The sequence below is a fragment of the Microbispora sp. NBC_01389 genome (assembly GCF_045040095.1).
GTDB lineage: Bacteria > Actinomycetota > Actinomycetes > Streptosporangiales > Streptosporangiaceae > Microbispora.
Map to the genome: position 1 here is coordinate 7021552 of NZ_CP109552.1, position 20847 is coordinate 7042398.

A 20847-nucleotide genomic window follows, 5' to 3' on the forward strand; every position below is an offset into this window, starting at 1 on the left:
CAACCCCTCCTGTGAGTCGCCTCACCGCTCGGCAATGTGTTCGTCAATCGGCCATCCGGCATCGATTCCAATACCACTTTCGAGACACGCCGAGTGCGATGCGGGGAAATGTCGGCGGGACGTGCCAACGTCGGATCAGTCCCGAGCGACCGCCACGACCGTGGATCCGACGAGAGGCCCCGGAGCGATGACTTCGATGTGGAGTTCCCCCGAACACCGCACTGATCACGGTGCCGAGCGACCTGCCTGCCGCCGGGGAGGCGGGCGCCCGAGGACGCGAGCGGCGGCGACGGCTTGACGACTTCTCATGTCCCCCACAGCCACCCCCCTGCTTCGCGCTCTCCCGAATCCGACCTACTCTTCCGTCATGACCCTCGGTGAGCCGCCGGCGCCTCCCGCCGCCTTCCGGCGCGCGCTGGAGACGCTGCGCCCCGCCGGGGTCCGGCCGGAGATCGAGCTGGAGGACATCCCGGCGCCCCAGCGGCTCGCGCCGTACTCCGGGGCCGTCGGGGCCTCCGTCTACCGCGACGACGACGAACTCGCCGTCGGCCGCCTGATCCTGTTGTTCGACCCCGAGGGCCAGCGCGGCTGGGAGGGGCAGTTCCGCCTGGTCGCCTACGTACGCGCCGACGTGGAGCCCGAGATGACCACGGACCCGCTGCTCGGGCCGGTGGCCTGGAGCTGGCTCACCGAGGCGCTCGACGCGCACGGCGCGCGGTACGCGGCGGTCAGCGGCACTGTCACCCGGGCGGTCTCGGAGGGGTTCGGCGGCAAGGCGGACGACCCCGTCACCACCGAGATCGAGCTGCGGGCCTCGTGGTCGCCGCTCGACGAGGACATGTCGCCCCACGCTGCCGCATGGTGCGATCTGATGTGCCTGGCGGCGGGCATCCCCCCGTTGCCCCCCGACGTCGCGACGCTGCACCCGCGTCCCGCCCGCCGAGAAGACCCCCGCCGAGAAGACCCCCGCAGAGATGACCCGAAGGTCCCGTAGCCAGTGTCAGAACCCGTAATCCAGCCGCTGTTGGAGCCGCGCGAGGGAATCCCGGCCGTCATCGAGGACCCCGCCGCGCTGAGGGCCGCCGTGGAGGCCTTCGCGCGGGGCACGGGACCCGTGGCCGTCGACGCCGAACGCGCCTCCGGCTACCGCTACAGCGGCCGCGCCTACCTGGTGCAGCTGCGCCGGGCCGGCGCGGGCAGCGCGTTGATCGACCCCGTCGCCTGCCCCGACCTGTCGGCGCTGGACGAGGCGCTGCGGGAGGCCGAGATCGTCCTGCACGCCGCGAACCAGGACCTGCCCTGCCTCGCGGAGCTCGGCTTCCGGCCGCGGCGGCTGTTCGACACCGAGCTGGCCGGACGGCTGCTCGGCTACGAGCGGGTGGGCCTCGGCACCATGGTCGAGCTGGTCCTCGGGCTTCGGCTGGAGAAGGGGCACTCGGCCGCGGACTGGTCGACCCGCCCGCTGCCGGAGGACTGGCTGCGGTACGCCGCGCTCGACGTGGAGGTGCTGGTCGAACTGCGCGACTTCCTGCACGACGAGCTGACCGGGTCGGGCAAGCTGGAGTGGGCGCTGGAGGAGTTCGCCACGATCCTCGCCGCCCCCGCCCATCCGCCGCGCACCGATCCGTGGCGGCGCACCTCCGGCATCCACCGGGTCCGCTCGCTGCGCGGGCTCGCCGTGGTGCGGGAGCTGTGGACGCTGCGCGACGAGATCGCGCGGGAGGCCGACCTCGCCCCGGGCCGGGTGCTGCCCGACTCGGCGATCGTGCAGGCCGCGCTCGACCAGCCGCGGACGACCAAGTCGCTCACCGAGATCACGCCCTTCGTCGGGCGCAGCGCCCGGCGCCACCTGAACGACTGGCTCGCCGCGGTGAACCGGGCCCGCACGATGCCCGAGCCGGCGCTGCCGCAGCCCGTGGGGCCCGGGGACGGCCCTCCCCCGGCCAACCGCTGGGCCGACCGCGACCCCGCCGCGGCCAAGCGGCTCGCGGCGGCGCGGGCCGTCGTCGCCGCGCTGGCCGACGAGCACCGCATGCCGACAGAGAACCTGCTCCAGCCCGACGCCGTACGCCGCCTCACGTGGGAGCCGCCCGCTCCGGTCACGGAGGAGTCGGTGGCCGAGCGGCTGCGCGCGCTGGGCGCCCGGGAGTGGCAGATCGGCCTGACCGTCCACCCGCTGACCAAGGCGCTCGAACGACTGGAGATCAGGGGCGAGGTCTGACGGACGCCACCTGCGGAATCCGCCTCCCGGCGGGGCTCGCCGGCGAGGTGGGCCCCGCTGATCCCCTTTTGGGTTACTCGCGAGTAGCATGGGACTCCGGCAGCTACCGACAAGTAGGAGCGAACCCGTGCCTGCGTCCCGTGAAGTCGTCTTCGTCGACGGCGTTCGGACGCCTTTCGGCAAGGCGGGCCCGAAGGGCCTGTACGCCGAGACGCGTGCCGACGACCTGGTAGTCCGCGTCATCCGTGAGCTGATGCGGCGCAACCCCGGCCTCCCGCCGGAGCGAGTGGACGAGGTCGCCATCGCGGCCACCACCCAGATCGGCGACCAGGGCCTGACCATCGGCAGGTCCGCGGCGGTGCTCGCCGGGCTGCCGAAGTCGGTCCCCGGCTACGCTGTCGACCGCATGTGCGCCGGTGCGATGACCGCCGTGACCACGGTCGCGGGCGGCATCTCCTTCGGCGCGTACGACGTGGCCATCGCGGGCGGCGTCGAGCACATGGGCCACCATCCCATGGGCGAGGGCGTCGACCCCAACCCCCGGTTCCTGTCCGAGCGGCTGGTCGACGGATCGGCGCTGGTCATGGGCATGACCGCGGAGAACCTGCACGACCGCTATCCGTCGATCGGCAAGGAGCGCGCCGACGCCTTCGCCGTCGCCTCCCAGGAGAAGGTCGCCAAGGCGTACGCCGACGGCTGGATCCAGCGCGACCTGGTGCCGGTGGCCACCCGCAGGGCCGCCGAGGGCTGGGGGCTCGCCACGGTGGACGAGGGACCGCGCCCCGGCACCACACTGGAGGGCATCCGCGGCCTGAAGACGCCCTTCCGCTCGCATGGGAGGGTCACCGCGGGCAACTCCTCCGGTCTCAACGACGGCGCGACCGGCTGCGTCGTGGCCGCCCAGGAGGTGGCCGAGGAACTGGGCCTGACCCCGCGCATGCGCCTCGTGTCGTACGCCTTCGCCGGCGTCGACCCCGAGGTGATGGGCGTCGGGCCGATCCCCTCCACGGAGCGCGCGCTGCGCCTGGCCGGGCTGTCCATCGATGACATCGGGCTGTTCGAGATCAACGAGGCGTTCGCCGTGCAGGTGCTGGCCTTCCTGGAGCACTTCGGCATCGCCGACGACGACCCGCGGGTCAACCCGTACGGCGGCGCGATCGCGTTCGGCCACCCGCTCGCGTCGTCGGGCGTGCGGCTGATGATCCAGCTCTCGCGCGAGTTCGCCGAGCGTCCCGACGTCCGGTACGGGATCACCACGATGTGCGTCGGCATGGGCATGGGCGGCACGGTCATCTGGGAGAACCTCGCATGAGCACGATCGAGAACTGGAAGGCCCTCCTGGAGGGCGGGAACGCCGACGAGGTCGTGACCAAGGCCCTCGTGCGCGACGTCGAGCTTCCGTACGGCGCGGGCACGATGGCGCTGGTCACCCTCGACAACGGGCACGACCACACCAAGCCGAACACTTTCGGCCCGCACGGCCTGCTCGCCCTGGACGACGCGCTCGACGCCATCGCCGCGCGCACCGACGTCGCGGCGGTCGGCCTCGTGGGCAAGCCGTTCATCTTCGCGGTCGGCGCCGACCTCAAGGGCGCGGCGGAGGTCTCCTCCCGGGAGGAGGCCGTCGCGATCGGGGCGCTCGGCCACCACGTGTTCCGCCGCCTGGGCGAGCTGGGCGTGCCGTCGTTCGCGTTCGTCAACGGCGCGGCGATGGGCGGCGGGCTGGAGATCGCCCTGCACTGCGCCTATCGCACCGTGTCGTCGGGGGTTCCGGCGATCGCGCTGCCGGAGTGCTTCCTCGGCCTGGTGCCCGGATGGGGCGGCACCCAGCTCCTCCCCCGGCTGATCGGCCCGGAGAAGGCGCTCAAGCTGATCATCGAGAACCCGCTGTCGCAGAACCGCATGATCAAGGGCCCCGACGCGTACGCCCTCGGGATCGCCGACGCGATGTTCGAGCCCGCCGACTTCCTGGAGGAGTCGCTGCGATGGGCGGCCCAGGTGCTGCGCGGCGAGGTGACCGTGGAGCGCCCCGACCATACCGCCGGCGACTGGGCGCCGGTGATCGACCAGGCCAGGACCCTCGTCGATCTCAAGCTGCGGGGTGCCTCCCCCGCGCCGTACCGGGCGCTCGACCTGGTCGCCCTGGCCCGCACGGCGTCGCGCGACGAGGGGTTCGCCGCCGAGGACGAGGCCCTCGCCGACCTGCTCATGAGCGACGAACTCCGCGCCGGGCTGTACGCCTTCGACCTGGTGCAGCGGCGGGCCAAGCGCCCGGCCGGCGCGCCCGACAGGTCGCTCGCCCGCCCGGTGACCAAGGTCGGCGTGGTCGGCGCCGGGCTGATGGCCTCGCAGCTCGCGCTGCTGTTCGCCCGCCGCCTGGAGGTCCCGGTCGTGCTGACCGACCTGGACCAGGCCCGCCTCGACAAGGGCGTCGGGTACGTACACGGCGAGGTGGACAAACTGCTGGCCAAGGGCCGGGTCTCCGCCGACCGGGCCAACCGGCTCAAGGGCCTGGTGACCGGGTCGCTGACCAAGGACGCCTTCGCCGACGCCGACTTCGTGATCGAGGCGGTGTTCGAGGACCTCGCCGTGAAGCAGAAGGTGTTCGCCGAGGTGGAGGAGGTCGTCTCGGAGACCTGCGTGCTCGCGACCAACACCTCCTCGCTGTCGGTCACCGCCATGGCGGCGAATCTGCGCCATCCCGAACGGGTGGTGGGCTTCCACTTCTTCAACCCGGTCGCCGTGCTGCCGCTACTGGAGATCGTCCGGGGCGCCTCCACCGACGACGCGACGCTCGCGACGGCCTTCGCGGTCGGCAAGGCGCTGAAAAAGTCGTGCGTGCTGGTCAAGGACGCGCCCGCGTTCGTCGTCAACCGGCTGCTGACCCGCTTCATGGGCGAGGTCACGGCGGCGGCCGACGAGGGCACCCCGCTTGAGGTCGCCGACCACGCGCTCGACTCGCTCGGCCTGCCGATGACGCCGTTCACACTGCTCCAGCTCGTCGGCCCGGCCGTCGCGCTGCACGTGGCCGAGACCATGCACGGGGCGTTCCCGGACCGCTTCGGCGTGTCGGAGAACCTCGCCAAGCTGGTCGCCGCGGGCAAGCCGGGCCTCTACGGCCCCGACTTCCAGGTCGACCCGGAGGTGCGGGCGCTGTTCGAGGGCGGCACGTCCCCCTCGACCACGTCCCCCTCGACCACGGACGACGTGCGGCTGCGCGCGCTGCGGGCCCTCGCCCAGGAGATCGGGCTGATGCTCGACGAGGGCGTGGTCGCCGCGCCGCAGGACATCGACCTGTGCATGCTCCTCGGCGCCGGCTGGCCGTTCCACATAGGCGGGATCACGCCGTACCTGGACCGTACGGGCATCTCCGAGGAGGTCACCGGCTCCCGCTTCCTGGAGCCGGGCGTCGCCTCAGTGCCAACCCGGCGTCGCCTCAGTGCCAAAGTGACCGGGCCGGCCTGACCCTGCCGGCCTTCGCCTCTACACGCGTCGCCGGGGGGTGCGGGGGTTGCGGTAGGTGAAGGCCCAGCGGTCGTCTCCGATCTTCCGGGGGGTGTAGCGGGTGGGGTGGCGGTAGCGGTCGCGGTTGTGGAACTGGCAGGCCGGCCCGAGCAGCTTGAGGTCGGTCAGCCCGCCGCTGCACCAGTTGTCGCAATGATCGATCTGGCACATGGTGGCGGGCAGGGGGCAGCCGTCGACCCAGCAGGTGGCGTACCGGGCGAAGACGGCCCGGCGCTGGGCCGGGGTGGCCAACCTGACCTTGCGGCCCATGTCCAGGACCTGCCCGGCGGCGTTCATCACGATCCTCACCAGGCTGCTGGTGCGGGCCAGCCGCTGCACGCTGGAGACGGGCAGCAGGTGCCCGGTCGCCAGGATCAGCCCCGGCAACCTCCGCATCCACACCCCGGGCGGCGCATTGCCGCCCGCTCCCGGCGGACTGCTTCCCGGCGGCGCGTCGGCTCCCACCCCCGCCCAGGCATCATCTCCCGGCCAGGCGCCACCGCCAGGCCAAGCGTCGCCTCCCCGCCAGGCACCGCCTCCCAGCGGGGAGTCGCCGTCGTATTCCGCACCCGGCGGAGCGTCGGCTCCCATCGCCGGCCAGGCGTCAGCTTCCGGCGAGGGGTCGTCTCCCGGCCGGGTGTCGCCTCCCTGCGCTGGGGGTCTTGGCATGTCGGGCACGTAGGGATCGTCGGACCCGGCAGCGGTGGCGGCAGAGCGGCTGGGAGCGGCGCGCTCCCCGTCGGAAGCAGGAGCCTCCGTGGCGGGGTTCTCGCCGGCGAAGCCGCTGGCCCGGTGCTCATCGCCGCCCATCGGCGCATCGCTCCCGAACCGCTCACCATCACATTTCGCCGTGTCGCTCTCGCGGTGCGCGCTCTCACCCACCGGCCCATCTTCGGCCCGGGGTTCGCCGCAGGGAGCGGCCGGAGAGTGGAAAGTGTCCAGGTGCTCGCCATGAGTGACGGGCGTGTCGCTGGCGAAGTGCTCGCTGCCGGGATCGCTCGCGGCGGTGTCCGGGTTGTTGGGGCGATCACTGTCGCCTGAGGGGACCGTGCCGGACGGCTGGTCGGCTGTGGTGCCGACCCCTGCGAGGTCGACGTCTGTGGTGGGGTCGTCCGTGGTGGGGTCGTCCGCGGGGCCGGCGCCTGGGGGATCGTCGGGAAGGGACTCGGCGTTGACCAGCACCAGAAGCTCAGTCGCGATCTTGTTCTCCAGGAACGCAATCAACGCATCCGCGTTCCGCACACTCAATGGGCGGTCATCACCTTCGGCCTTCGGCTTGGCGTAGACCTCCAGCATGTGCTGCAACCGCGCGGCCGCCTCCACCGGCAGGTAGAACTCCCCCTCCACACCGCCGCCCCTCCGCCGGCGCACCCTAAAGAACCGGCGATCGAAATCCGCCTGCTCGTCCTTCTCATGCCCGTCGGGATCCAGCACCGCCCGCAGATACCGCCCCGCCTTCGCCACCTCCGCCGCACCCGCCGAGTTCGCCAACTCCAACAGAATCCGCTCAGCCGTCGCCGCCTGCTCATCGGTCAACCCCGCGGTGGCCGTGCAGATCGCCTCCACGACCCCCTCGGCCAGGCCACCCTCCGCGAACAGGCGACGCGCCTCAGCAAGACGGTGCAGCTCCGTGCCCATCGTCACCAACCGGCCCGCCCCCGCAGGCGTCATCCCCCCAGCGGACCGCAACCACAACTTCGTGGACGCATGCCCATGGCTCTTCGCCTCCCCCGCCCGATGGACACGACCCACCCGGGCCGCCAACGCCGACGTGATCCGATCACGGACCGCAAGCAACTCCTCCGCCTCGGCCAGACACACACCCGCGTCCCCGGGTACCGGCACCAACGCCACCACCCGAGCCGCCTCGACAACCGCCGCCACCACCACCCACGACGACGACCCCGCACCACACGCACCACCAGCAGAAGCACCACCGGAAGCACCGACAGCACCGCTGGAAGCGCCGACGGGATCACTGCTGTCGGCACCTCCGGCGCCACAGGAAGCATCACTCGCGGTCTCATCGTGGGTGGATTCGGCACCGGACGCGGTATCACCACGAGTCGTGAATGCACGGGCAGAGTCAGGCGATTCCGCCGAGGCATCGAACCGGCTCGCATGCTCCCGCGCCCGGGGCTCGACGATCGGCACATATTCACGGGCAAGCGCACCCTCAGAAGACCAGAGGGGCGAGTTGGCAGTGAGCCGCTCCCACCAGTCGCCATCGCTATCATCGTTCGAATGAGGCAGGTGACTGGAGCCGGTGTCGAAAAGATCCATCACGCCTCCCCCAACGAATTCGAAATCTTGTATGAATCATTCCACACTCGCCAGGCATGAACACCCATGCGCCGGGATTTGTTGGAGCCACAGGCGGATTCCTGATTGCCCAGAATGCGACGCATGCCGTATCTGCTCGAACCGCATCTGTTCGCGCGAGATGCCATGATCAGTGGACAAACGGGCGGCTCACCTCTCCGGCCACGGGATTTCCCGTCACCGGACGCGGCGGGTCTGTGAGGCTCCCAGAACGTCACCTCTTATGGCGATATAGCGACCATCCATACTCAGCGCCTGGATCCACCGAGCCGAATCTGAGCCAAATGCCCTGAAATGAGGATGAGGTGCCCTCCGACCTGGGTTGATGGGAGTTCTTCAGGCTTCCGTCAACCAGATCAAGAGGACACCTCTCAAGTGCCCTCGGCGGGCCTTGGCGTTGGAACTGCTGCGGGAGAAGCCGCTCTACCGTTTCCGGGGGTGGGGTGACCCACCCCTCAAGTCGGACGACGGCCCGCAGTCGTCCGCCCCGGGGACCGTGAGGTGACCGCTCGCCCAAGATCCGCTCCCTGGCGGTTCCCGGGCGAGACGGCGCGCGCTCTCAGATGGCCGCCTGGCGCTCCAGCAGCAGGTCACGTGCCTGCAGGAAGGGGGCCCGCAGGAAGGCCAGGTGGTCCTCCTGCCCGTGCCGATGGCAGACCCGGCCGGGCCACAGGCGCCTGCTGCGCTCGTCGATGTACGCGAGCGAGCCGTCGACGAGGTTCAGCATGTGGTCGATCGTGGCCGCGTCGGACCGGGCGTACTCCTCGCCCGTGCGCACGTAGACCGGCGACGTGTGCGCCATGATCGGCCTGGCCCACACGTCGTGGTGGCGGGCGACTCCGGCGCCCGGCCCGTAGCATCGGGCGGCGATCCAGCTGTCCCAGGTCAGGGGCACGTCCGCGGTCAGGTCCAGCGTGCGGCCGGGGGTCTCGGTCCTGCGCTCGGCGACGACGTGGCCGTTGACCACGATCTCCAGCCGGTCGACGTCGAAGATCGACTCGACGCGGGCGTCGACGCGGACGGCGCCGTTCGCGGGCACGCGGGTCTCCTCGCCCGGCTGACGGCCGTCGACGCCGAGCCACAGGAGCGGGCCGCTGGTCGCGAAGGCGGCTCCCCGCCGGACGGCCCGGCACCAGCTCCAGTAGTCGAACTCCTCCTCGGCGGGCACCTGCGCGTACGTGCGGATGAGGCCGATCGGCACCTCGCTGCTCATCTTGTCGGTGCCGCCCACCAGGGTGATCCGGTAACCCGCGTTGAGGTAGCGGTAGTACTCCTGGATGTTGTACGGGTCGTACGCGATCATCTCGACGGCGTCGAGCCGGCCGGTGGCGAGCAGCGCGGCGGCCTCGCCGTTGGGCACGGGGAAGTGCGCCAGCACGACGGTGCCGCCCTGCTCGTGGCATTCGTCGGCCCAGTGGGACAGCGTGGTCTCCAGGCCGCCGCCGAGTTCCGACTCCTCGGCTCCGCCGGTGCACCACGGCATGATCGGGCGGCGCAGGCCGAGCAGGTTGATGTGGCCGAGCATGCCGCTGCGGTTCTCCTGGCCGGCGAACACGTGCGTGTGCCCGTCGTGGGAGGTGTGCGGGCGGCCGGTGAACTCCTCGGTGCCGGTGAACAGGTGCCCCCACTGGCTGAGCAGCAGGTTGGTCACCCGTACGTCCTCGCCGCGGGCCTCCAGCTCCGCGCCGAGGGTCGAGACGAAGTGCACGTGGGTGTCGCCGCTGTACCAGCCCTCGGCGGCCAGGTCGGTCACCCTGGTCAGCGTCAGATCGAGTTCGGCCTGGTCCGGCCGGATGGTGACCGTGGTGTGCAGCGGCTCGTACTCGAACCCGCGAGCCGCCTCGACCGTGACCTCCCCCAGAGGCAGCCAGCCCTCGCAGGTGCCGTCGACGTAGGAGTACGTCGTGGTGCCGAGGCGGACGTCCCCGCCGATGTCGAGGTTCCAGGTGTTGCCGTCGGCGTTGATGTGCCCATGATGACCGTGGGGCGGGTAGGGCACGCCGTCGGCGGACCGGAAGTGGATCCGGCACGGGATCGGCTCGCCCGTGGCCGCGTCCCTGACCGTGGTGCGCACCCAGGCCCGCCCCGCGTCGGGGACCCGCCAGGTGACCCCTCCGTCGCCGCGCCGCCCGGCGGCGAGCAGTTCGCCCCACCCGCAGGTGCTGATCACATTCTCCCCGCGGGTGAGCGTCAGCCGCGCCGAGGGAGTGGCCGCGACGCGTACGTAGCCCTGGTGGTGCTCCTCCACGGGCGTCCCCCAGGCCGGTGTGCCTTCGGCGGCACCGGCCGTACGGGAGTAGACGTAGGTCGCCGAGCCCCGGTCGACGGTCACCGCGAGGTCCTCCGCGATCGGTCCCGCCGAGGGGTCCAGGTCGAGCAGGACGTCGCGCCAGACCGTACGCCCGAAGGGGTCCTCGTCGAGGTCGCTGATGGTCACCGCGCCGACGAGGATGGCCGGGCCCGCCGACCGGATCTCCAGGGCGCGGACCGTCCGGCCGGGCCGGGGGTTGCGGCAGGGCCACAGGTAGAACCGATAGGGCAGGACGTACGGCGATCGCGCCTGCGGGTCGTCGATGTCGACGAACCGGGCCCCGGCGGCGTCGAAGCGCCCGTGGGTGCGCGGCATCAGCCGGTGCTGGGCGTCGGGGACGGCCAGGAACGGGGTCTGTCCCCAGTCGAGCGGGATCGCGCGGTCGCTCCACAGTCGCGGCGTGGGCCCGATCTCGAAGCGCCGGCGCACCGGCAGCCGCTCGGTGCTCCCGTCGTCGTAGACGAGGGTGTAGTGCCCGCAGGTCTCGCCGACCGCCTGCCCGTCGAACAGGTCCGGGGACTCCAGGGCGTGGGCGACCACCATCCAGGTGAACGCGCGGCCGACCGGGATGGTGACGGTCGCCGGATCCGGGCCGCCCACACGGAGCAGGGCCGCCTCGGCGTCCCGTTCGCCGCCGGAGAGGTCGTCACTGGAGAGGTCGTCGCCGAAGAGGAACGGCAGGCCGTAGAGCGTGCGTGCCCCGAGCGGATAGGAGTCGCCGTCGTCGAGGACCGAACGGGGCACGTTGAACACACCGGCGAGATCGAGCGGGCGGTAGTCCCGGCCCGCGGGTGAGGTGTCGTGATCAGGCATTTCCGGTGACAGGCTCCCTCCGCCCGGCGGGCGGCTCGTCGACGGACGTCTGGGCCAGCCCGGCGTAGAGCCGGGGCGCGCGGGCCCGCAGGTAGAGCGCCCTGGCCACGCCGGCCACGACGGCGGCCACGCCCAGACCGACGATCAGGACGTTCGTGGCCGTACCGGCGCCGGTCAGCAGCGGCAGGTTGCTCAGGACGAGGAAGAGCACCACGGCCAGGGCGGCGAAGCTGAGCCCGGGCGCGATCGTGGTACGGAAGATCCCGGCCTCGGGCGCCTCCCGGCGCAGGAAGCGGGTGATCGCCAGGGAGCACAGCGCCCACAGGCAGATGATCCCGAGGAACCCGAGGGCACTGCCCCACAGCAGCAGCCCCAGGTAGGGGTCGATCCCGAAGACCGCGAACACGACGATCGCCGCGGCCGCCAGCACGGTCTGCACGACCCCGGCCGTCCACGGGGCCTTGGTCCGCGGGTGGGTACGGCCCAGCGGGCGGGGCAGCAGCCCCTCCCGTCCCATCGCGTAGAAGTAGCGGTTCGCCGCGTTGTGCAGCGCGAGCAGCGCGGCGAAGGCGCTGGTCAGCAGCAGGATGTGCATCACCTCGGTGATCGGGGCGGGCACATACCTGTCGAAGACGGCGACGACGAGGTTGACCGGGTCGGCCTCGGCCGCGGCCGCGATCTTGTCGACGCCGTACGCCATCACGACGACCCAGGTGATGAAGGCGTAGAAGACGGCGATGAACCCGACCGCGATGTAGGTCGCCCGGCGGACCGTCCGGATGCCGCCCCGCGCCTCCTCGCTGAAGATCGCGGTGGCCTCGAAGCCCATGAAGGCCCCGGCGACCAGGGCGAACATCGCCCCGTTGCCCGGATCGAACACCCTCGTGGGGGCGAACGACTCGGCGGACCAGTCCCCGGCGCCGCCCTTCACCAGGACGTAGACCGCCAGCACGACGAGCACGACGGTCTCCAGCACCAGCAGCGCCCCGAGGATCCGGGCGCTGGTGTGGATGCCCCGGTATCCGAGCCATCCCACGAAGACCAGGCCGACGATCGCGAACACCCACCACGGCACGTCGCGGTGGAAGTAGTTCGCGAACGTCTCGGTCGCGTAGACGCCGAGCGCGCCGTACGTGCTGATCTGCAGGGCGTTGTAGGCGACGACGGCGAGCATGGCCGCGCCCGACCCCGCCGGCTTGCCCAGGCCGCGCGAGACGGTGGCGTAGAAGGCCCCGGCGTTGCGGACGTACCGGCTCATGGTCATGAAACCGACGGCGAACAGCGTCATGACCACCCCGGAACTCCCTGCGCCGGCCGGAGTCGTCCTGTACGGCGACGCGGCCCTTGAGGATGAAGCAGATCTCGTCGTAGGGCCAGGAGTCGAACCGTACGGAGCCGGGCTCGCCCGTCCAGTAACCGCCGGTGAACGCGCTCGCGGTGCCGCCGAAGACGCGGAACTCCGCCTCCGTCCACTCGGCGGACAGCACATGGTAGTCGCTCAGCGGGGGCACGAAACGCTCGCCGTTCCCGGCGGATATGACCCGGACGGCGTCGATGCCCGCCTGAATCTGCCGGTCGTTCACGATGCGACTCCCTCGGGGTTCTCGAAATGGCTGCGCAGGCCGAAGCGGCGCAGAACGTTGTGCGTGATGCGCTCGACGAAGGGTTCGCCGAAGCTGAGCACGTGTGACCACTCGGTGGTGCCGCCGTTGAAGACCTCGCCGTCCCCGCGGGTGAACGCGGCGATCATCCCGGCGCCCCGCATCTCCCCCTCGTGCACGTAGCCGGGCAGGTCGTCGCCGAGGTCCGCGTTGTAGTTGTAGACCTCCTCCTCCGGCCCGCCGATCGGCACCCGGCCGCCGAAGCGGTCCTCCTCCCCGCGTACGGCCGGCGCGAGGGCCAGGATCTCCAGCGTCTCCGGGGCGCCGTCCTCGAACGTCGGGTACGGCAGCCCGCGCCGGAACGTGTACTCGACCGAGTCGAGCTCGAAGGCCGCGAGGAACGACGGGGGCCCGCCGAGCAGGTCGCCGTAGTAGAGGTCGGTCCCCTCCAGGGCCCAGTGGTGCGGCCGGTAGACCGTGAAGCCTCCGGACGAGCGGGGGGGGTGGCGACCCCGTAGCGGTTGTAGATCCCGCCGAGGCCGTTGAGCCCGATGGTGGTGGCGCCCGGCCGGCCGACGGACTTCGCCTCCCACACCGTGGTGGCGAGGTGCGGTGTCGCGGCGGCCTCGGGGTCCAGCGACGGCAGCCGGTAGCAGTACTGCGTGCTCCCGTCGTCGCTGAGCCGCACCTGCCACTGGTAGTTGCCACCCAACCTGGCCAGGTTGCCGCCCGCGTCGACGAACGCGTCGACCGTGTCGCGCATCCGCCACGACCAGTACTCGTCGTGTCCCACCACGACGACGCAGGAGTATCCGTCCAGCGCGTGGGGGTCAAAGTGCAGGTCGTGCTGGGTCAGGTAGTCGATCTCGTACCCGTGGCGCTCGGCCCACACCGCGAAGTGCCGCTCGTACGTCGCCCAGAAGGAGTCGGCGTGGTGGCGGCTGTAGCCGAACAGGCGCGCCCACTCGTACGACGGATAGCGGGGAGCGCCGTGCATCGGCAGCGTGCCCGGGTTGGCCTCCCGCGGCGCGCCCGCGGGCTTGCGGATCATCCCCCGGGCGATCGGACGCCGCGTCGAGGCCAGGGGCGAGCCGTTGTCGGAACGCGGGTCGTCGCCCAGGCCGCGGTAGTGGTTGGCGCCGCCCCAGTCGTTGTAGGCCAGCATCGTGCTTGTGGTCAGCACGAGCGCGGCGCGGGCACGCCGCTCGGCCGGGGCCTTGACGACGAAGAAGTGCTCGCGCTCCCACAGCTCGCCGGACGGCGTGACCGCGCGCACGGTGACGATGTGGAAGCCGCTCCGCCAGTCGCCGGTGATCTCCAGCTCCAGCGCCACCGGCCAGTCGCAGCCGGCGGCGTGTGCGTCGGCGGGCGCCTCGTACCGGCCGGCCGACAGCCCGCGCCGCGACCACACCACCTGGGGCTCCAGCCCGTCGCGTACCTCACCGCTCCTCCTTGAGTGCGAGCAGGCTGATCAGGTCGTACGCCACATGGGAGGCCGCGACCGAGGTGATCTCGGCGTGGTCGTAGGCCGGGGAGACCTCGACCACGTCCGCGCCGACGATGTCGCACCCGGTCAGGCCGCGCAGGATCTCCAGCAGTTCCCGGCTGGTCAGACCCCCGGCCTCCGGGGTGCCGGTGCCGGGGGCGTGCGCCGGGTCGAGCACGTCGATGTCGACCGAGACGTAGAGCGGGCGGCCGCCGATGCGCTCCCGCAGCGCGCCGGCCACCTCGTCCACGCCCCGGCGCATCACGTCGGCGCTGGTCACGATGCCGAAGCCGAGGCGCCGGTCGTCCTCCAGGTCCTTCTTGCCGTACAGCGGGCCGCGGGTGCCGACGTGGCAGACCGCCTCGGTGTCGAGGATGCCCTCCTCGACCGCCCGCCGGAACGGCGTGCCGTGCGTGTACTCGGCCCCGAAATAGGTGTCCCAGGTGTCGAGGTGGGCGTCGAAGTGCAGCAGCGCGACCGGGCCGTGCCGCCGGGCGGCGGCGCGCAGCAGCGGCAGCGCGATCGTGTGGTCGCCGCCGACCGTGACGAGCCGGGTGCCGCCCTCCATGAGCCCGGACGCCGCCTCGTCGATCGTCTCGACGGCCTCGCGGATGTCGAACGGGTTGCACGCGATGTCCCCCGCGTCGGCCACCTGCATCGCCGCGAACGGCGAGACGTCCAGGCCCGGGTGGTACGGCCGGAGCAGCCGGCTGGCCTCGCGGACGGCCGAGGGGCCGAACCGGGCACCGGGGCGGTAGGAGACCCCGCTGTCGAACGGCACGCCCACCACCGCGACGTCGGCGTGCCCGACCTCGTCCAGGCGCGGCAGCCGCGCGAAGGTGGCCGGTCCGGCGAATCGCGGGACCCTGGACGAGTCGGCGGGCCCCCGGGGCACGGTCATACCCGATCCTTTCACTCCGCTGCGAAGCCCCAGGTCAGGGGCTATGGATCGGCAAGTCTGCAGCAGGAGCGAAAGGACCGGCAATTGGTGTGGCGACGGAAGATTGACGATGGTTTGTGGACGGCCACAAACCATCGTCGCCAAGGATCAGCGTTTGAACAGACGCGGCGCCAGGTCGATGAGGTTCTTCTGCCACACGTCCCAGCCATGCGGCCCGGGGGTCACCCCGTCGTACTCGTAGCGGATGCCGAGGCCGTCCAGGACGGGCAGGGACGACAGGAAGAACGGCTGCACGAAGTCGGTCTGGTCGCCGACGTACAGGCGCAGCATCTTCGTTCCCCTGTTGACCGCCTCCGCGTCGACGCCGTCGCCGCTGCCGAACCAGGCCGAGAACGCCGCGACGTAGGCGAACCGGCCCGGGTACGCCTTGAGCACCCCGAGCGTCTGCACGCCGCCCATCGAGAGACCGGCGAGGGCCTGCCGCGACGGGTCGCCGGAGACGTTGTAGCGGGCGCGGGCCGCCGGGACGATGTTGTCGAGAAGCTCCTTGGTGAAGTCGGGCACGTTGCCGTTGCCCATCACGACCACCATCGGCACCAGTTTCCCGTCCTGGAACTCGTGGTCGAGGATCTGCTTGGCGCGTCCCATCTCGATCCAGTCCGTGTAGCTCTGGCCGCTGCCGTGCTGGAGATAGAGGACGGGATACGGCTCCCCCCGGCCGGGGTCGTATCCGGGTGGGGTCCACACCAGCGCGGTCCGGTCCTGGTTCGCCACGGTGCTCGGGTAGGTCAGGCTCTCGACCTTTCCGCCCCGGCCGGCGGGCACGTCCGACAGGAGACGTGACCTCTCGCCCGGGATGAGGAAGTGGCTCCAGTTGGGCTCGGAGGTCACCTTCGCCGGGTTCGACGTGTCCTTGGCCGAGACCCCGTCCACGATCCACTGGTAGTAGTAGAACCAGGGGTCCAGCGGGCCCACGGTCACCCGCCACCGGTCGCCGTCACGGGACATCGGAACGCGCAGCCAGCTTCCGCCCGGAGCGTCGTTCGCCCACACCGTGACGTGCTTGGCGTCCGTGAAGCCCGTCGTGGTCTCGAAGGTGACGAAGCCGCCCTCGCTCAGGAACGGCGTCGGCGTCGTGCCGGGCGCGGGCGGGTGGAACTCGCCCTTCAACCGCCCGTGACCGGCGCTCGGGCCGTGATCCTTCACCGTGCGGAACAGCCGCGGCAGGAAGTCGATCAGGTTCCCCTGCCAGGCGGTCCAGTTGGCTCCGGCGTCGGGACCGACCCCGTCGAACTCGTACCTGACACCGGCGCGGTCCAGCGCCTTCGTGAGGCGGACGGTGGCGTTGTAGGCGGGATCGGTCAGGTTCCCGGTGTACAGACGCAGCAGCCTGAGGTCGCGGTTGATCGCCTTCGCGTCCGGCCGTCCGCCGCCTGGCAGAAGCTCCGCCTGAAGATCCGCCTGAAGATCCGGCAGAAGACCGGAGAAGGAGCCCGCGTAGGCGAAGTCGACCGGCTTGGTCAGAGCGGCACGCAGCGCCCGCGTCCCGCCCTCGGCCACACCGGCGATCGCCTGGTGCTCCCGGCCGTGCTGGACGCGGTAGCCGTCCGCGACCGCCTTCCGCAGGTCCTTCAATTCTTTGTCGCCATCCGACCCATCGGTGATCACGACGACCATCGGCTCGATGGAGCCCCGGGCCGACAGGTTGTCGAGGATCTGCCGGGCACGGCCGAGGTCGAGCCAGTCGGTGGCGCTCTGCCCGTCGCCGGACCGCAGGTACAGCACCGGATACGGCGTACGGCCCTTGGCCGAGTAGCCGGGCGGGGTCCACACCAGCGCCGACCGCTTCTGCTTCCCGGCCTGGTAGGTCAGGGTCCCGACCTCGCCGCCCCGTCCCTGCGGCGCGTCCGCCAGTAGGCGCGCCGAGTCGCCCGGAACGATGAAGGTGCTCCACAGCGGATGAGAAGCCACCCTGGTGACGTTCGTCGGATCCTTGAGACCCTTGGTGATGTCACCCGTGACCTGGTAGTAGTACAGCCCCGGCTTGAGCGGGCCGAGGGCCCCCCACCAGACGTCGCCCCGGCGGGTCAGGCCGTACTCCGCCCACGCCGAGGAGGGGCCGAAGTTCCCCTCGACGGCCACCTCCGACACCTGGCCCACCTTGGCCTCGATGGAGACCGCCGGGATGCTGATCGACAGGTAGCCGTCATCCGAAACGTTCAGCCACGGCGTGTCCGCCACCGCCGGCCCCGGCGCGAGAAGGGGCGCGACCAGAACCGCCGCGATCGCCATGACTCCGGCGGCGATCGCCGCCGAGAGCCGGCGCGGCCCCCTGGGGAGCACGCTGCCGTGATGGAATAACGTCATACCGAAACTCCCCTGATGGTCGGCAGCGGCCGGTCTGACCAACCGACCTGACAGGTCGGTGGAAAGCACCATGGATACCGCGCCTGGACCTCCGTCGCCACGAGCGCATTCACGCTCTTTTGGCCACAAGCGTTACTGATTGCCATTCCACCGAGTCAAGGTAATTGATAAGTCATGGGGGCACAAGACCGTTTCGGCCCCTCAGCAGGCCGGGTTCCGCACGTTCGGCCAGGCTTCGCCACCCGATGGCATCGAATCGATTCGCTCAACTGCGCGAAGCCCGACGCTGTCTGGGTATTCCCGCCGCATGCGCTTCCGGTTCTCGAGTCTCGGAACCACTGATACATCCTATGTGCGAGTCATCTGAAGCGGCCTGAAAGTTACATGACGGGGTCGAGGTCATCTGAGGCCAATCGGGCTGGAGGGGACCAGACGACCGAAGTCATCCCATCTCCGCGGAACCCGTGAGTCTTGACAGGAGGGACCCCGGGGCTTACGCCTGATGTCCGGCCCTGTCGTCGAACCGATACGCGCCCATTGCCGGGAGACAGCGTGCCCCCATCGAACCGCCGGTTCTGAGAGACGCGTATCGCACAAGAGATGCACCCGAAAGGATTACGCATGAATCGGAGCGATCTTCCTCATCGCGCCCGGCGGCCGATGAGCAAATGGCCGGCTGTGGTGGCCGCCTTGCTGGTCGCGTTGATCGGGGCCCAGCCGGCTGTGGCGGCACAGCGGTCCGCATCGTCGGAGTCCACCGCGACGGTTGCCGCCGCCGCTGGGGACGTCGACGGCTTCACCGCGGGCAATGCCGCGGTCGCCTCGGTCGATCTGGCCGGGACGTGGAGTTTCACTCCGGCGGGCCGGTCGACGACGTCGATCAAGGTGCCCGGAGGCGGCTGGTACAAGCAGGGTTTCACCGATGTGTCCCAAGCGGTGTACTCGCGTACGGTGACGGTGCCGGACTCGGGGCAGCCGCAGTCGACGTGGATCGAGTTCGGCGCCGTGAACCACCAGGCGACCCTGTCGGTGGACGGCCGCGTGGTCGCGACGCAGACCACGGCCTTCACTCCGTCGAAGTTCGACATCAGCGCCTACGCCGCCCCGGGCACCACTCATACGATCACCGTTGACGTGAAGGGCCGCGGCGCGCTGAAGAACCCGGCGAACGGCAAGTACATCGTGCCCGTGGCCGCCGACTGGTCCGAGGCGGTCCCGCAGGGCATCTTCCGCTCCGCGTTCCTGCGGGTGTACCCGGCCGTGTACGTCAGTGACACGTTCATCCGCACGTCGGTGGCGAATCAGACCCTCGGCTACGACGTGTGGGTGACCAACACCTCGAGCAGCGCCCGGACGGTGACGGTGACCGGCGAGCTGTCGTCGGAGGGCGGCGGGACGTTCAGTTATCCGGCGCTGCCGTCCCGTACCGTGACCGTGGGGGCGAGGTCGACGGCCAAGGTCACGGTCGATTCCGTCGCGTGGAACCTCGGCAGCACCTCTTACTGGTGGCCGAACGTCCCCTACCAGTCGGGGTATCGAGCCCAGCTCCACCGGCTGAAGGTTCGCGCGGCGACCGACGACGGCCGCACCAGTGACGCGACGTACCGGTTCGGGTTCCGGGAGACCACCCAGAACGGCGAGTACTACTACGTCAACGGCGTCCGGGTGAACTTCCGCGGTGACAATCTGCAGGGTGCGGACTACGACCGGGTCGACAACGGAGGCAAGGGCGACGCCTACGACACGCTGCCCGGCTTCCTCCCGCCTTCGGCGAGCAACGGCGGCTGGCCGCAGGCCGTGGACAACTACCAGCGGCTCAACTACAACGTGGTGCGCATCCACCAGGAGCCGGCCAGCCCGTACATGCTCGACGTGGCCGACGAGATGGGCCTGATGGTCATCGACGAGACCGGCATCCGCGGCAGCGCGCAGGACTTCGCCGCCGGGCACGACAACATGGTGGCCCACGCCCGCGCACTCACATTGCGGGACCGCAATCATCCCGCCGTCATCCGCTGGAGCCAGGCCAACGAACCGACCTTCGGCAATGATTCCGAGCAGTTCGAGCAGGATCTCTACGCGGCGATGAACGGCAACGACGGCACCCGCCCGGTCAGCCTCGACGCCGCGCCCGGTGCCGACGCACCCAGCCGGTACCCGAACATGAGGTACGGCAACTTCGCGGTCTTCGCCCACTACCTCGACGGCGTCGGGCAGTACGGGGAACGGGTGGCCACCGTGACCGGCCGTCCCGATGGTGAGGGCGAGTACGTCTGGAACAAGTGCAACACCAAGCAGGGCTTCATGTGGTTCGCCACGGCGACGGCCGCCAAACGTGGCAAGGACGCCGCCGACCTGCGTCCGTACACGCTGCTGTCCGCGTGGGCCGGTTTCGTGCCCGGGGTGCGTTCCACGGACTTCGTGCCGGAGGAGGGCGGTCATCCGCTCTACGGTGCGGACAACCTGTCCGATCCTTGGAGCAACCCCCAGATCCAGCGCGTCCAAGCGGCGTTCAATCCGGTCGCGGCGATCGACCTGCCCTACTGGTCGGCGTCCGGAGCCTCCGACGGCAACGGCACCTTCCCGCTGCCGCAGGCCGTGAACACCTACGCCTCCAACGCCTCCGTGACCCGCAACATCACCGTCTTCAACGACGACCTGCGCGGCACCTCCGTCGGATTCTCCTGGTCTGCACGGCTCGACCGGCCCGACGGCACTGTGATCGCGTCGGGGCAGACCACGCTGAACATCCCGCTCGGCTCGCGGGTCACCCAGCCGGTCACCTTCACCACACCGGCGAGCGGCTCGCGGGTGTACCTGGTGCTGACGACCACCAAGTCGGGTGCCACGACGTTCAGCGACGCGGTCGAGTACTTCAATCTCGGGTCCGGTTCGAGCGGCCCGGTGTCGGGCGCGACCTACCGCATCGTCAACCGCAACAGCGGCAAGCCGCTCGCCGTGGCCGGTAACTCGTCCGCGGACGGCGCCAAGGCCGTGCAGCAGTCCGGCTCCGCCGCGTGGACCGTCACCAGCGGTCAGGGCGGCGCGTACACCCTGCGCTACGTCCCCACCGGCAAGGTCCTCGACGTCAACGGCAGCAGCACGACCGAAGGGCTGCAACTGCAGCAGTGGACCGCCAACGGCGGCGCCAACCAGCTGTGGTACCTGCGGTCCACCGGCGACGGCTACTACACGATCGTCAGCTACAGCAGCGGGCTGCTGGCGGACGTGTACGGCGCGTCGACCTCCGACGGCGCCCAGGTCGTGCAGTGGAGCGCCAACGGCGGCGCCAACCAGCAATGGCAGTTGGTCCCGGCCTGA

The 20847-nt window shown here is 70.7% G+C and carries 10 protein-coding genes and 3 pseudogenes; 5 read left to right on the forward strand and 8 right to left on the reverse strand.

Translation table 11 applies throughout. From position 1 onward, the window contains the following. Positions 1 to 367: 367 nt before the first annotated feature. From OG344_RS30975 to OG344_RS30990, 4 genes are all read left to right on the forward strand, one after another. Positions 368 to 994 (forward strand): DUF3000 domain-containing protein, encoded by a 627-nt coding sequence (locus OG344_RS30975; RefSeq protein WP_405086126.1) that lies wholly within the window; start codon positions 368 to 370, stop codon positions 992 to 994. A 3-nt stretch (positions 995 to 997) separates the two neighbouring features. Further along, positions 998 to 2221, forward strand: coding sequence for an HRDC domain-containing protein (locus OG344_RS30980; RefSeq protein WP_405086127.1), 1224 nt, complete (start codon positions 998 to 1000; stop codon positions 2219 to 2221). Positions 2222 to 2309: 88 nt separating this feature from the next. After that, on the forward strand, positions 2310 to 3533 hold the full coding sequence (locus OG344_RS30985) for a thiolase family protein (RefSeq protein ID WP_405086128.1): 1224 nt from the start codon (positions 2310 to 2312) through the stop codon (positions 3531 to 3533). Then, entirely contained in the window at positions 3530 to 5686 is a 2157-nt protein-coding gene (locus OG344_RS30990) for a 3-hydroxyacyl-CoA dehydrogenase NAD-binding domain-containing protein (protein ID WP_405086129.1), read from the forward strand. The genes OG344_RS30985 and OG344_RS30990 overlap by 4 nt, the downstream gene beginning before the upstream one ends. Before the next feature lie 18 nt (positions 5687 to 5704). Here OG344_RS30990 and OG344_RS30995 read toward each other — a convergent pair whose 3' ends face one another. From OG344_RS30995 to OG344_RS31030, 8 genes and pseudogenes are all read right to left on the reverse strand, one after another. Beyond that, positions 5705 to 8008 carry a DUF222 domain-containing protein gene (locus tag OG344_RS30995; protein ID WP_405086130.1) on the reverse strand — a complete coding sequence of 768 codons (2304 nt, stop codon included), beginning with the start codon at positions 8006 to 8008 and terminating at the stop codon, positions 5705 to 5707. Positions 8009 to 8606: 598 nt separating this feature from the next. Beyond that, positions 8607 to 11171, reverse strand: a complete 2565-nt coding sequence (locus tag OG344_RS31000) for a CehA/McbA family metallohydrolase (RefSeq protein WP_405086131.1) — start codon at positions 11169 to 11171, stop codon at positions 8607 to 8609. Further along, a pseudogene (locus tag OG344_RS31005) lies at positions 11164 to 12519 on the reverse strand (APC family permease); the annotation flags it as partial. The gene OG344_RS31000 and the pseudogene OG344_RS31005, both read right to left, overlap by 8 nt. After that, a pseudogene (locus OG344_RS31010) lies at positions 12473 to 12865 on the reverse strand (cupin domain-containing protein); the annotation flags it as partial. The pseudogenes OG344_RS31010 and OG344_RS31005, both read right to left, overlap by 47 nt. Then, complete coding sequence (locus tag OG344_RS31015) at positions 12751 to 13365, reverse strand: N,N-dimethylformamidase beta subunit family domain-containing protein (protein WP_405086132.1); 615 nt, start codon at positions 13363 to 13365, stop codon at positions 12751 to 12753. The gene OG344_RS31015 and the pseudogene OG344_RS31010, both read right to left, overlap by 115 nt. Beyond that, positions 13326 to 14198, reverse strand: a pseudogene (locus tag OG344_RS31020) (N,N-dimethylformamidase beta subunit family domain-containing protein); the annotation flags it as partial. The gene OG344_RS31015 and the pseudogene OG344_RS31020, both read right to left, overlap by 40 nt. Before the next feature lie 13 nt (positions 14199 to 14211). Beyond that, a complete protein-coding gene (gene speB / locus OG344_RS31025) occupies positions 14212 to 15159 on the reverse strand; it encodes an agmatinase (RefSeq protein WP_327046756.1) in 948 nt (315 codons plus the stop codon). A gap of 147 nt (positions 15160 to 15306) precedes the next feature. Continuing rightward, positions 15307 to 17526 carry an alpha/beta hydrolase gene (locus OG344_RS31030; RefSeq protein ID WP_405086133.1) on the reverse strand — a complete coding sequence of 740 codons (2220 nt, stop codon included), beginning with the start codon at positions 17524 to 17526 and terminating at the stop codon, positions 15307 to 15309. A 621-nt stretch (positions 17527 to 18147) separates the two neighbouring features. Between OG344_RS31030 and OG344_RS31035 the strand changes: the two genes are divergently transcribed. After that, complete coding sequence (locus OG344_RS31035) at positions 18148 to 20847, forward strand: RICIN domain-containing protein (protein ID WP_405086134.1); 2700 nt, start codon at positions 18148 to 18150, stop codon at positions 20845 to 20847.